Below are 13,402 nucleotides of genomic sequence, written 5' to 3'. Positions count from 1 at the left end.
TCTACCCCGACCACCGACCCCACTCGGACAACACCACAAACCCTCACGCCCACTCCGACTCCGACGAGCCAGGTACCGGACCCAGGTCACAGCCCTGACGCCCGCCCTCTGCGCGAGGCGCTGCGTAACCAACCGCCGCACGACGGCCGCACAACCACCGTCGACCGGAGCCCGTCCCAACCACGGCCCTCATACCGAATTCGCCGCTTCCAGGTCGGCAGCCGATGGGTCTCGGTAGCCACCATCCGCGCCCACATCCCGAACGCGCACCTGATGACGCCGGCCGAGCTGAACCTGGAAATGGAATACGCCCAGAGCGTGGTTGATGCCGCCTTCAACCACGGTCAGGATCTCCTCAGCCGCGCCCCGTCGGTCGGCGACCAGTTCCTGGTCGACCTCGAGTTCACCACCGACCCGAACGCAGCCGATCTGCGCCTTACCACCCAGCAACACCAGTTCGACGTGTCCAACGATCTTCGCGAACACATGGGCTTGCCGCGAAGCACGCCGGACACCCCGCTGAGTCCGGATGACCTCCGCACGATCAGCAACGACATCGCCCGAGCCAACACGCCGGCCCGCTTCGCCAACCCCTCCGACACGCGGGTTATGGCCCCGGGTCGCCTCGAGCCCGTCGAGCAGGCGGCTCACCAGCAACGAGTTGAGGACCAACTCCGCGACGGCAGTGGATTCACGATCGGCGCCGACCCTCGAACGCACCCATACGGCACGTCGGTCAACGACGGCGGCCCGACTCGGGGCGGCCGAAGCAATAACTGCCTCGACTGTTCCCTCTCAGCGTTGTCGTCGTTCTACGGTGTTCCTCAGGTCTCGGCGCCACGGTGGCCCGACCCACTGCCGAATGGCTCCCGAGATAACCGCAGCGGCGAACGATTCGGCACCGCACGAGCCGAAAATTGGCTCGGCCGGAGTTTGAGCCATTTCCCTGGACTACCGATCCAAGATCAGTTCCGCGAATTGCACAACCATATCGCCGGCCTCGGTCCAGGCTCGGCTGCGTTGGTCATCAACTGCTGGCACGCACGCGACAGCAATGGAAATCCTCGATTCAACGCCGACGGTTCCCCCCTGATCCTTGCCTCGCACGCAACAGTCATTGTCTACCCGCCCGGCGCAGCAGGGCCCGTATGGTGGGATCCGCAGTCGGGCGCCACCTCCGACGTCCCACCCCCCGACATGGTCGCCCGCTCGGCCGCGCTGGACTTCATTCCCATCGACGCACACGGAGGTATCCAGAATGCCGGAGCCAATTCTCACGGCGGAACAGGCCAACCAGCTGCTGACCACAGTGTTCGGGCCGAACCAGAAGTTCCAGATGATGGAGACCAGACACGGCTGGGTGGCCCAAGCGATTCTCTCCCAGGAGGAATTGGATCAGGGTATGGGCTTGGGGCTGGGGAACTACGTACTGAACAAACAAACGGGAGTCGTGACAGCTCACCGGAGCCTGCCGCCGGACATGATCGGGGAGGAATTCGACCAGGCGATCGAAACGGGCCAACCGATCCAGGGGGGCCAGGTGTATCCCCCACTCCGTCGAATCCACCTGCTGAAAACCTACGAGGACCCACAGACAGTCCAGTATCAAGTCCACGTGACCGACCTGGATCAACCGAGCAACCCGGAAACGGCCGAACTGATCACGATCAACAAGGAAACCCTGTACTTCCATCCGAGCGGAGGCCCGCTCTCGGAAGCGACAGCATGGGCCGAGATGCTCAGCCGGACAACGGGAATCTGGCCGATCGAGGAAACGATCGAACGGTAACCGGCGACCCGGATACCAACCCGGCGACCGCTTCTCCCGTCGTCACCACGCCGCCGCCGGTGTCGGCGCCGACAATCGATCACAACCTGGCTCCACCGCCGCCTACCGGCACGCCGACCGCCGACCCCACCCCGGCGTCAGATACCGCTTCACCCGCAGAGCGATCATCGTATGTCGAGGCAGGTGGCGCCAGGCGCCCACGCAACGTCTACGACACCGAGGCGCAGGATGCCTGGGCCAACAACGCTTACGACCACATCCGCAGTACAGACAATGACATCGACGGAATGGTCGCAGCACTCGCCGACGTTCAGCGCCACGATGGCTCCGTGGGATTCGATCGGGCCGAGCTGGAGCGGATCAAAGATCATCTCTTCAGAGAAGAGCATCCACTGAGCATTACCGACGACGACGGTAATGACGTAGGGATCGAATATCGGCGATACGACGCGTACGCCGATATCGCCGAAGCCTGGATGCGGATGTCCCTCGGCCGAGCGACTCCCGACGACATCGTCTTGCTGGAGCACGAGCTGGCCGAAGCGCAATATTATGAAAGCCATCCAGGGACGCCGTATCAGGAGGCTCACCAGTTCGCCAATCTGAGCTTCAACTGGGAAGCGATGCAGCACTCTCGTACCGGCGAGAACATCGATGAATGGAGTTCGATCTATGGCAATGTATCTGGTCTTCCGACTGGAGTCGGAGACCGACCAGGAAGTGACGTACCGGTTCGGCGGGGCGGATCACAATCTCAATCGGTCCCTGACAATCAACAAAGCGGACTACTCGGTGAAGGTCGCGGACGGGAAGGAGGACGCGATGGCCGTGCGAACAGCGGGCACAGCGATGACTCGTCACCGGCAGGACGGAGTCTGGATCAAGGCGGGCAACTTCCAAGCCTGAACAACCCCCTGCCGCGCCAATCCGGCGGTCACAGCAGCGCAAGCGATCAACCGCCGAATTCCCCGTCGAGTCCCCCTGCGCCGTCACCGGATTCGGCACCACATCAGCGTCCAGCCGCTGTTCCGCCTGCGACTGACCGCACAGGTGCCGCGACCGCGCCATCGACGAACCCGGTAGTGCGGCCGCCGACCGATACCGGCGCCGAGCAGTCTCCTCGACCGACCCCGCAGACGTCACCGACACCGCAGCAGGTGCACGAAGCGAACCAATCGCGAGCCGCTCGCGAGAATTTGCGTCGCCAACGGCCCGATGGCGGAGTTCGGCCGGTCACCGACTCACGTGGCAACCGCCGCTTCACCCTGGGCAGATTCACTACCGCGTTCAGTCAGCCCGTGTCGATGCTCCGGATCGGCCTACACATATCCGGCGGCGGCAGCCTCGATCCGGCACTCGTCCAGGCGCTGATCGAACGCGCCCAGTTCGCGGTCGATCTCCGCTTCAACCGAGGAAGCCGGCTCCCGTCCGGCGATTGGATGATGTTCGATCTCGTCCCGGTCAGCGACCCGTCTGCGGCTGATATGAGCATCGATCTCGACCAGGCGAATCCGCACAGCACGCCGACCGACGCCGACCTCGACACCCTCACCGCAATGTTGCGAGAACAGCTCGGGCTGGACCCGGCGACAGAGAACGAACTTTCGCCCAGCGACGTTCAGCGGATCAACAACGAAATCGACCAGGCCGTACCGACATCGCCGCCTACTTCCTCTCGAACCGCTCCGGGCCCTGTCACAACCGATTCGTCCTTGGATCTTCCCTCGCAGCCCGCGAACCTGGCTAACCGTGCTGATTCACCAGTGAGCGCGCTCAACGCCGCGTCTCCTCATCCGAACTCTGCTCGGACAGCGTCGCCGGATCAGAGCCACGCCCAGCATGCTCCGACGCCAGCGAACAGCCGCACCCAAATCCCTTCTCGAGCACCGAATCATCGCGCACCTGAATCGACCCCTCCTCCGACGAACCCACCCGGTTCGATGTCGTCGACAGGCGCCTCGAACTTTTCCTCCGGCTGGAACAATCCTGATGTCACTCCCCAGACTCCCCAGTGGCACCAATCATGGGGAGCAGCACCACATCCCGACCAGCGCTCACCCGGAGCGATGCGACGAATTGTCCGAAAGCTCTTCGGAGTGCGGCCGCGTCGAAGCATTCCGGCCATGCCACCACCTACCCCGCCGATTCAGCGACCTCCGTCGGCTGCGCCGAGAACTCCTCCCGAGGAGAGCAGCCCCCGACAACCGACGGCACCGCAAGATTTTTCGGACCTTCCGTACAGCGTCGGCCCGCCCTATACAACACAGGAAATGAATTCCACTTACCGAGGGGAGCACGAGGTCGGGAATTCCGTCTGGCCGCACCCGCTACGGGTGGCGTATCTGGATGAATCCTTACGCCAAAGGACAAGGCTCTATATCGTAGATGGAAAGATCTACACGGCCGACGGGAAATTGTTCGATACAAGTTCGGGCACTACCGCATGGGGCGGTGCGGGCCGCGCAATTTTCGTCATGGACGAGCATGGCAATCTATATGCATCGAACTATCATGAGCCAGGACTTTTCCATCATTCCAGCTTCCTTTCTGGTGGAAATGTTGCCGCAGCGGGAGAATTGGCGGTAATCGGCGGCGAACTCCAGATGCTCACCGACTCTAGCGGACATTACCGACCCTCTCGCGGGCACACGATGCAGGCCATCAATCTACTCAGGAACATGGGCATCCCAATTACTCCAGGACAAGTACATTTCGAGGCGCCACCACAATGAACGGAGCGATGTGAACCACTGGCAGGGTGTCATTAATTCGATACTGTACTCAGTGCAGTTCGAGAAGGAGCTCGACGACAGCGTTGTCGACAGGATCGCGTATGCGCTGGTAACCGAGCCCCTCTCCACAATGACTCAGGATGAGGAATATCAGGTGCTGTCGGATGGCCTGGCACACGCCTCACCTATCCCGGCAGTTATACCGATGCGCCAAGAACCCGCGGAGCTGCGCGAATTCGTCAGTCGAGTTCTTGCACGCATGGACAGTATGCGCCCATGGCCCGCGTTGCCCTATCATCGATTGCCCGAGGACAGCATATCGGCTTTCAAGAATGCGACACCGATCGCACGCATTTCGTCGAGCGTCAACGACGTCGAGAGCAGAATCTCCCGCGGATTCTACTGGGGAACCGAATTCGGCACCTTCATTCCGTTGAAGATGAGATCCGGCAGAGTCATCGGCATGTTCACTCCATTTTGGGACGACAGCGATGACATCGTTCTGGTCGATGCCACGCACGAGCCCGACCGAAGCGATGTCATCGATGAGTTACTGTCGGTAACGCGAATAGACCCCAGCACAGTAACACGCTTGACAGCCGAAGATTTCGAGACATTTACAGACGAATATGCGACAACCCCGATTCAAACCAATTTTCGTGACGAGAATATAGCTGGTAATTCCGTCTGGGACGGCAAACAGGTAGCCTACTTGACATCCGATGAGCGGAAAGCTTATCGCCTTACCGTCCGCGATGGATTGCTCTATGACACAAGGGGTCAGTTGTACGATACAAGCAGCGCTCGCACATTATGGTCACCGGAGGGAGGGCGGGCGATTTTCGTCATGGATAGCGGCGGAACCCTCTACTCCTCACCGCATCACGTGCTGGGCGAATTTCATCACTCCAGTTTCCTCGCGGGAGAACCTGCCGCAGGCGCCGGTGAGCTCGACGCCAGGGAGGGGCGCATACGGCTGATCAGCGACCAGAGCAGCCATTACCGCCCAGCGCGGCGGTTCACCGAACAAGTTGTCGACAGCCTCGCTCGACAGGGCGTTCAGGTCGGCGACTTACAAATCGAATATCATTCGCCTCCAGACCGGATGTAGACGATATACCCGCCAATCGCAGCTGGGCCGACCGGAAGTCTCTACGCCCCGAACGGTGGACTTGCTCCCCGACGGACCTGTCTCAATCCACTTCGTTCAGATTCATGACGGTTGACCAGCAGGGAGCAATGATTGGAGCCGCCACAACTCCGAACAGCAGAACAAGTGCGGGACTACCTGGCTCAGATATTCCCGGCGCAGGAGTTCAGTCTCCTTCAGAGCCGACACGCCTGGATCTGCCGCGAGATTCTGACCCCGGCGGAGATCGCGGAGGGGACGGGTCCAGGCCTGGCGAGCTACGTGGTGGACAAGGAGACCGGAGTGGTCACCACGCAGTCGAGCCTGGCACTGACGACGATCGGCGAGATGTACGACGCAGCGATCGAGACCGGGACTCCGATCCAAGCCGAACAGATCTATCCCCCACTGAATCGACTGACGCTCCAACAGATCCGGCAGGACCCGGAGACGATCGAGTACCTGGTGACGGTCGAATCGCTGGCGACAACCCCGCCGACCAGCGAAGACCTCAATCTGACCATCGACAAGGTCACCCTGGAAGCCACTCCGTACACACCGTTGGCCCCGATGGTGGCCGCGAGGGCGGCGTGGAGTCGGCAGCGCAACGGCACGTGGCCGACAACGGAGACATTCGAGGTGTAGTCGGTACGTCGGACGCGAGCCGCCCGGACATTGCAGGAATCGACGCAACGGTAGCGAGGGGGCTGAAGGGTGAAGCTACTGCCCGATTTTTCGGAGGACCCTCGCGAGAGAATCGGCGACTGGCCAGAAGTCAGTTTGGCCGATCTCGTCGGACATCTGGATGACGAACTCCGCGAACCGCTTTCGCATTACATGCTGGAGTGTCAATCGTTGGTCACGACGCAGTCGATGGCCGACCCGCTCGACCCGGCACGGGGCCACGGCGTACCGACCGGGATGTCGAGCGACGGCACCTGGGTGTGGTCCGCATACTGGGGATACTTCGTGCGGGAGTACGGAATCGCGGTTCCCAATGAGTTCATCGACCATGTCAGATCGCGTAATTTCGAGCCGGTCCTGCTCGACCAGGACGAGCAGGAACGCATCGGCAGCGAGCTCGAAGCAGCCTTCTCCGACTGAGCCAAATTTCGGGTGCTGAGGGTCAGTGCTGTGGATTATTCGGTCAGGGTGGAGGACGGGCGGAACGACCACATGACGGTGTGGGTGGCGGGGATGGCGATACGGGGGCATCGGGACGATGGGGTCTGGCCCAAGGCTGGTGTTCATCAGGCGTGAGGTGTCGGGTGCGGGCGTAGGGTCGCCTCATGGCTTGCAAGATCACCGAACTCGTCATCGATTGCGCCGACCCGGAACTGCTGGCGGGATTCTGGTGCGAAGTGCTCGGCTATGTCGTGCTCGATCGGGACGAGGGTGATGTCCAGATCGGCGCGCCGGGAACCGAATTCGGTGGGCCGCAGCCCACTTTGCTGTTCAGCGTCAGCACCGACCCCAGGCGGGGGAAATTGCCGATGCACCTCGATGTGAACGCCACCGACCGCGATCAGGACGAAGAACTCGAGCGTCTGCTCGGTGCGGGTGCCCGCAAGGTCGACATCGGACAGACCGGCGCCGAAACCTGGCACGTGCTGGCCGACCCCGAGGGCAACGAATTCTGCCTGCTGCGGCGGCGAGTGGGGACAGCCTGAGCCACTCGGCGGTCGGGTCTGCCGACCGGATCCGGCCGACGACCATCGCTCAGGCGGGGGTCGGTTCGGATCCGTCGAAGGGTGGGTAGGTGTCGCTGGTGGTGCGTTCGGCGGCGGCGATGTAGACGGCCAGGGCTTCGCGGGATTGCGTGAGGCGGTCGATGTGGTCGTCGATGCGGTTCAGGCGGGTTCGCATGGCGGACAGTAGGTCTGGGCAGGCGGGGAGGGTGGGGGTTTCGCCTTCCGCGCAGGGTAGGAGGTAGGCGATGTCTTCGGAGGACAGGCCGGCGCCGAGCAGGTGGCGGATCTGCTTCACGCGTAGCGGGGCGGTGTCGTCGTATTCGCGGTAGCCGTTCGGGCTGCGGTCGGCGACCATCAGGCCCTGGGCTTCGTAGTAGCGCAGTTGGTGGGCGTTGACGCCCGTGCGGGTACTCAGTTCGCCGATTCGCATCGCAACCTCACTTGACCTTCATACCGGTATCAACGTTGATGATGCTGCCATGCACAACGCAACCGAAACACCTGTGACTGTCATCGGACTCGGCCTCATGGGTCGATCGCTCGCCGGCGCGTTCCTCGCGGCCGGGCATCCCACCACCGTCTGGAATCGGACGCCCGCCAAGGCCGACCGCCTGGTGGCCGAGGGCGCGCGACTCGCGCCGGCCATCGGTGACGCCCTGCGGGCGAGCGCGATCACGATCGTCTGCGTCACCGACTACCCGGCCGTGCGCGATCTGTTCGCCGCGAGCGATGTCGACGGCACGACCCTGCTCAACCTCACCTCGGGCGACTCCGCCCAGGCCCGCGACACGGCCCGCTGGTTCGAACAGCGCGGCGCCCGCTACCTCGACGGCGCGATCATGGCCATCCCGCAGGCGATCGGAACTCCCGACGCGGTGATTTTGCACAGCGGTCCACAGGCCGACTTCGACGCACACCGGAAAACCCTCGAAGCACTCGGCACCGTCACCTATCTCGGCGCCGACCACGGCCTGGCCTCCCTGTACGACGTGGCGGGTCTGACGATGATGTGGAGCGTCCTCAACGCGTGGCTCCAGGGCACCGCCATGCTCCGGACCGCCGGTGTCGACGCCGCGACGTACGCCCCGTTCGCACAGATGATGGCGACCGGGGTGGCCACCTGGCTGCCCGGCTACGCCGAGCAGATCGACAGTGGTTCCTATCCCGCCGAGGTGGCGGCCCTGGAGACCGACGCGCGAACGATGGCGCACCTGATCGAGGAGTGCGAGGCGCTCGGCGTCAACGCCGAGCTGCCGAAGTTGTTCAAGGCCCTGGCAGATCGGTCTATCGCCGCAGGTCACGGCGGTGAACAGTATCCCGTGCTGATCGAGGAGTTCGCCAAGCCACACAGCGACTGACCTGCCCCGCGTGAGCGAGAGGTAGCCCGCATGCCAGACACGACGATGCGGACACACAGCATCGACATCGCCCTGCGATCGGCGCCCTACCCGTGCACCACGTCGGCGAGCGTGGTGATCGCCTGCTCCCAGAGTTCAGCGAAGCGCGCGGCCTGGTCTTCGGTGAACAGGGACGCGCTCCAGCGGAAGTTGGTGGTCAGGGCAGGCCCGTCGGGGGTGGTGCCGATGCCCGCGATGACGTCGATCGCGTACCGCAGGGGAAGGTCGGGTTCAGGGTCGAGAGGTAGGGCTTGGTCGTGCTCACCGACGAGCAACGACCAGGGATCGGATTCGTTGCCGCTGAGGTCGATTCGGCCGAGGTAGTTGAATTCGACCTGGGGTTCGGCGGCGGAGCGGAGTTCCGCCGCGCGGTTGACGTAGCGCAGCAGACCGTAATCCAGTCCCTGGTTGGGGATTTCGCGCAGATGCGTCGAGACGGAGTCGAGCAGAGTACGGGCGGCAGCCGGGTCCGCTTGCGCGCGTGCGATATCCACCGCGTTGTCGCCGACGCCGAGGCGGACGGGGAAGACGCTGGTGAACCAGCCGAGGGTGTTGGCCGTGTCGGTGTCGAGGGTGGCGTCGGCGCGGCCGTGACCCTCCATGGCGATCAAGGCACCTGCGGCCGGGTCGTTTCCGTTGTCGGCGTGCAGCGAGGCCATGGTCATGGTGAGGGCGGTGAGCAGGAGCTCGCGGACGCCCTCGTCCTTGCCGACACGATCGAGGAGTCGGTCGGTGACCGCGACCGGCGTCGCGACCGTGCTGACGCGCAGGCTCGACCAGGTGTCGGTGGCCGGTGCGGGATGCCGGGAGCCGAGGGCGGCGTCGGGCTCGCAGACCTGTGCGGTCCAGTAGTCGCGCTGGGCCAGGACTTCCGGTGCGGACGCACGCTGCCACATGGCCTCGGACCACTGCCGGTAGGAGGTGAACTCGGGCAGCATCTTCGGCGTCACGCCTGCTTGGATCTGCTGCCAGGCGGCAGCGAGGGCATCGAGCATGATGTGCCAGGACACGACGTCGACCGCGAGGTGGTGCACGGCGAGCAGCAGGATGTCGGCACCGGCGCCGGAGCCCGGCACGTCTTCGACGGCAGACTCGGTTCCCGCGAACCACACGGCCCGAACCATTTCCCCGGCCCGTGGGTCGATCGCATCGTTCGCGATTCGCGCGTATTTCGTGATGGCCGTGTCGAGTTCGGTGCCGCTGAGCCCTCGCGGTGCTTCGATGACGAGCTCGCCCGCGTTCACCACGCCGGGCGCGCGCGTGACCATGCGCGGGCCGTCCGGTGTATCGGTGAGCACCGCGCGCAGGGTGTCGTGCGCGTCGAGCAGCGCCTGGAGGGTGGATTCCAGTGCCGCACGGTCGATTCCGGCAGGCAGACGCAGGAGCGCGGCCTGGGTGAAGCGGCGGTAGTTGCCGTATTCGTACATCCAGGAGACCACCGGCAGCGGAGGGACCACACCGTAGGCGTCGGCACCGGACTGAGCGGCGGCGGCCGGTGCGTCATCGACGGCGGCGGCGAGTTCGCGAATGGTCGGGCAGGCCAGCACCATGCGCGGATTGAGGGCGAGTCCACGGCGGCGGGCCTTGTTGACCAGCGAGATCGCGACGATGCTGTCGACGCCGAGTTCGTAGAAGTCGGCGTCGACGCCGGGCGCGCGGCCGTCGAAGAGTTCGGCGAACAGCTCGCTGAGCGCGATCTCGGTGGGCGTCTCGGCGGCCGCGTTACTGTCGGCGACCGACAGCGACTGCTCGGCGAGCTCGTTCAGCGCGGGACCGTCGAGCTTGCCGTTGACGTTCACCGGCAGCTGGTCCAGCACGACGATTCGCGCGGGAATCATGTACGCGGGCAGGCGTTGCGCGAGATCGGCACGCACCCGGCTGACGATCACGGCGCGACCGGCCTTGCCGACGACGAAGCCGACCAGCGACGCGCCCCCGGCACGGCGCACCACAGTGACCGCGGCGGTGTCGATATCGGCCGAACGCCGCAGCGCGGTCTCGATCTCACCGACCTCGATGCGATAGCCACGCACCTTCACCTGGGCGTCGGCGCGGCCGAGATAACCGAAGCGGCCACCCGGGAGCCGGCGCACGAGGTCGCCGGTGCGGTACATGCGCGCACCGGGGCGCGTCGGGTCGGCGACGAAACGGTCCGCGGTGATGGCGGGCTTGCCGAGGTAGCCGCGGGCCAGCTGCACGCCCGACAGGTAGAGCTCGCCGACGATGCCCTGCGGGACCGGTCGCAGCCGGGAGTCGAGCACGTAGCCGACCATGCCGCCGTTGGCGGTGCCGATCGTGGGGATCTCCGAGGTGGCCACGGGCGCGACCACCGCTTCGACCGTCGTCTCGGTGGGCCCGTAGCAGTTGTACACAGCCGTCGCGGGGAGCGCGCGCAACCGCGCCCACAGGGCGGTGTCGATCGCCTCGCCGCCGAGGGCCAGCACCGGCAGGTCACGATCGAGCAGGTCCGCTGCCGCCAGCTGAGCGAGCATCGACGGGGTGGTGTCGATCATGTCGATGTCGAATTCGGCCATGCCGGCGACGATGCGGTGCGCGTCGCGCATCTCCTCGGCGTCGAACAGGTGCAGCGCCTGCCCGGCGAGGAACCCGACCATCGGCTGCCAGGAGGCATCGAAGCCGAGCGACCAGGCGTGCGCGATCCGCAGGGGGCGGCCGAGCTTGTCCATGGCCGGACGGTAGAAGCGCGCGAGGTGATCGGCGAAGTAACCCGCCAGAGCGGCGTTCGTGCCGACGACACCCTTGGGTTCGCCGGTCGAGCCGGAGGTGAAGATGATGTAGGCGCTGTGGTCGAGTTCGCGATTCACCACAGGGGCCTGTGCGGGCCGGGCCGCGACCCGTGCGATGACGGCAGGATCGTCGAGCGCCAACACGGGCACCGATCGGTGATCGGCTGTGGTCTCGGTGACGCCGTCGAGCAGCGTCCGATCTCCGTCGAGGACGACGGCGAGAACCGGATTCGACTGGCGCAGAATCGAGGCGATCCGGGCGGCCGGGAGCGTGATGTCGACCGGGACGTAAGCAGCGCCCGCGGCGAACGTCGCCAGGATGGTGATGATCGAGCGCGGGCTACGCGGGAGCATCAGGGCGACAACGGTTTCCGGGGCGACGCCGTGCGCGGCGAACTCCCCGGCCAACCGGCAGGCTTCGTCGTGCAGCGCCCGGTAGGTGAACACCTCGCCCGCGGTGGTGGTGAGGGCGATCGCGTCCGGGGTAGCGGTGGTCTGCTGCTCGAACAGTTCCCATGGGGTGGCGGTCGGCGCCGGAGTCGTATTCGTTGCGGCGCTGCGGAGTTCGGCGTGCTCGGCCTCGGTGAGCAGGTCGATCGCATCGGTGGTCGCGGTGGCGTCGAGGGTCGGCAGGGTACGCAGGACGGTCAGCATCCGGGCGCCGAGGTCGGCGGGGTCGAGGTGTCCGAGGAGCGCGGGAATCGCTTCGACGAGGATGAGGAGTTCGCCGTCGCTCAGGTGGGAGACGACCGTGAGCGGGTAGTGCGCGAGGCTTTCCATCTCGATCGGCCGGAACCGGGCGCCGTCGGGGGCGGTGACCGTCTGGATGGCGTCGTCGATGGGGGCGTTCTCGAAGACGAACAGGGTGTCGAACAGGGCACCGTGACCGGCCGCGCGTTGCAGGGTCGACAGGCTGAGATACCCGATGTCGCGCATAGTCGCCGAATCGCGTTGCAGGCGTGCGCATTGCGCGACGACCGGCTCGGCGGAGTCGAGGCGGTGCACGACCGGGACGGTGTTGATGAACAGCCCGACCATGCCTTCGACGCCCGCGAGTTTCTCGGGGCGGCCGGAGATGGTGGTGCCGTAGACCACGTCTCGGCGGTCGGTGATGCGGCCGAGCAGCAGCGTCCAGGCGAACTGGACGGCGGTGTTCAGCGTCATCCCGTTGGTGCGCGCCCACTGCTGCAATTGCTCGGTTTCTTCGGCGGACAACCGGAGTCGCGTGGTCTCCGGGACTGCGGAGCCACGATCGCCGGTGCCGTCGGCCAGCACCAGGGGCGCGCTGACCTGCTGGAGGTACTCGGCCCAGCGGCGGGCCGCGGCGTCGTGGTCCTGCGCGCCGAGCCAGCCGATGTAGTCACGGTAGGGACGGGGCGCGGGCAGACCGTCGAGGGTGCCACCCGCTCGATAGACGGCGAGCAGCTCGGTGAAGAACACCGCGACCGCCCAGCCGTCCATCAGGATGTGGTGCGCGGTGAGGATCATCCGCTTGCGCGGCTCGGGCGCGTCGGTGACGTCGAGCAGCAGCACACGCAGCGCGGGACCACGGCTCAGCACGAACGGGACGCGGCGCTCGGATTCGGCGATCGCCTCGAATTCCGTGGTGAGCGCGTGTCGTTCGGCCCACGGCAATTCCGCGCGTGAGGGGATGATCTGCACCGGTTTGGGCACGTCGGTGTCCCAGAACGCGGCACGCAGGTTCGGATGACGGTCCAGCATCGCCTGCGCGCTGCGACGCAGCAGGTCGGTGTCGACCGGGCCGTCGATATCGACCACGAACTGCATCGTGTACAGGTCGATCTCGGTACCCGTCAGCCGGGAGAGCGAGAAGAGCCCCTCCTGCAACGGGCTCAGCGCGAGTACGTCTTCGATCTGCGGCGCACTCATGCTGCGTCCCTTCCTAACTGCTCGTTC

Annotated in this window: 10 protein-coding genes and 1 pseudogene; 8 read left to right on the top strand and 3 right to left on the bottom strand. The window is 65.1% G+C overall.

All coding sequences use genetic code 11. The features are described 5' to 3' along the window. Positions 1–189 precede the first annotated feature (189 nt). Positions 190–720 carry a hypothetical protein gene (locus tag ACWFRF_RS23825; protein ID WP_452452409.1) on the bottom strand — a complete coding sequence of 177 codons (531 nt, stop codon included), beginning with the start codon at positions 718–720 and terminating at the stop codon, positions 190–192. On the opposite strand from ACWFRF_RS23825, the pseudogene ACWFRF_RS23820 reads away from it, so the two are divergent. From ACWFRF_RS23820 to ACWFRF_RS23790, 7 genes and pseudogenes are all read left to right on the top strand, one after another. After that, positions 610–1,158 (top strand): annotated as a pseudogene (locus ACWFRF_RS23820) (toxin glutamine deamidase domain-containing protein); the annotation flags it as partial. The gene ACWFRF_RS23825 and the pseudogene ACWFRF_RS23820 overlap by 111 nt on opposite strands. Before the next feature lie 100 nt (positions 1,159–1,258). After that, positions 1,259–1,789, top strand: coding sequence for a hypothetical protein (locus ACWFRF_RS23815; RefSeq protein WP_379311880.1), 531 nt, complete (start codon positions 1,259–1,261; stop codon positions 1,787–1,789). After that, the gene (locus ACWFRF_RS23810; RefSeq protein WP_452452407.1) at positions 1,726–4,521 is read left to right on the top strand and encodes a hypothetical protein; all 2,796 of its coding nucleotides are present in this window, start codon (positions 1,726–1,728) and stop codon (positions 4,519–4,521) included. The genes ACWFRF_RS23815 and ACWFRF_RS23810 overlap by 64 nt, the downstream gene beginning before the upstream one ends. Positions 4,522–4,573: 52 nt before the next feature. Then, positions 4,574–5,632: a hypothetical protein gene (locus ACWFRF_RS23805; RefSeq protein ID WP_452452314.1), complete on the top strand. Its 1,059-nt coding sequence runs from the start codon at positions 4,574–4,576 to the stop codon at positions 5,630–5,632. 321 nt (positions 5,633–5,953) lie between these two features. Beyond that, complete coding sequence (locus ACWFRF_RS23800; protein ID WP_379311873.1) at positions 5,954–6,295, top strand: hypothetical protein; 342 nt, start codon at positions 5,954–5,956, stop codon at positions 6,293–6,295. Positions 6,296–6,364: 69 nt separating this feature from the next. Beyond that, complete coding sequence (locus tag ACWFRF_RS23795; RefSeq protein WP_452452312.1) at positions 6,365–6,754, top strand: hypothetical protein; 390 nt, start codon at positions 6,365–6,367, stop codon at positions 6,752–6,754. Positions 6,755–6,939: 185 nt separating this feature from the next. Further along, entirely contained in the window at positions 6,940–7,320 is a 381-nt protein-coding gene (locus ACWFRF_RS23790) for a VOC family protein (RefSeq protein ID WP_379311875.1), read from the top strand. Positions 7,321–7,369: 49 nt separating this feature from the next. Here the strand turns inward: ACWFRF_RS23790 and ACWFRF_RS23785 are convergent, their stop codons facing one another. Next, positions 7,370–7,771: a MerR family transcriptional regulator gene (locus tag ACWFRF_RS23785; protein ID WP_452452310.1), complete on the bottom strand. Its 402-nt coding sequence runs from the start codon at positions 7,769–7,771 to the stop codon at positions 7,370–7,372. 73 nt (positions 7,772–7,844) lie between these two features. Here ACWFRF_RS23785 and ACWFRF_RS23780 point away from each other — a divergent pair, with 73 nt between their 5' ends. Further along, the gene (locus tag ACWFRF_RS23780; protein ID WP_452452308.1) at positions 7,845–8,699 is read left to right on the top strand and encodes an NAD(P)-dependent oxidoreductase; all 855 of its coding nucleotides are present in this window, start codon (positions 7,845–7,847) and stop codon (positions 8,697–8,699) included. Positions 8,700–8,785: 86 nt separating this feature from the next. Here ACWFRF_RS23780 and ACWFRF_RS23775 read toward each other — a convergent pair whose 3' ends face one another. Next, on the bottom strand, positions 8,786–13,375 hold the full coding sequence (locus ACWFRF_RS23775) for an amino acid adenylation domain-containing protein (RefSeq protein ID WP_452452306.1): 4,590 nt from the start codon (positions 13,373–13,375) through the stop codon (positions 8,786–8,788). Positions 13,376–13,402 lie beyond the last annotated feature (27 nt).

This window comes from Nocardia sp. NPDC055165 (genome assembly GCF_053606985.1).
The sequence above is the reverse complement of the archived record's forward strand: the minus strand, read 5'-3'. Positions and strand labels throughout refer to the sequence as shown.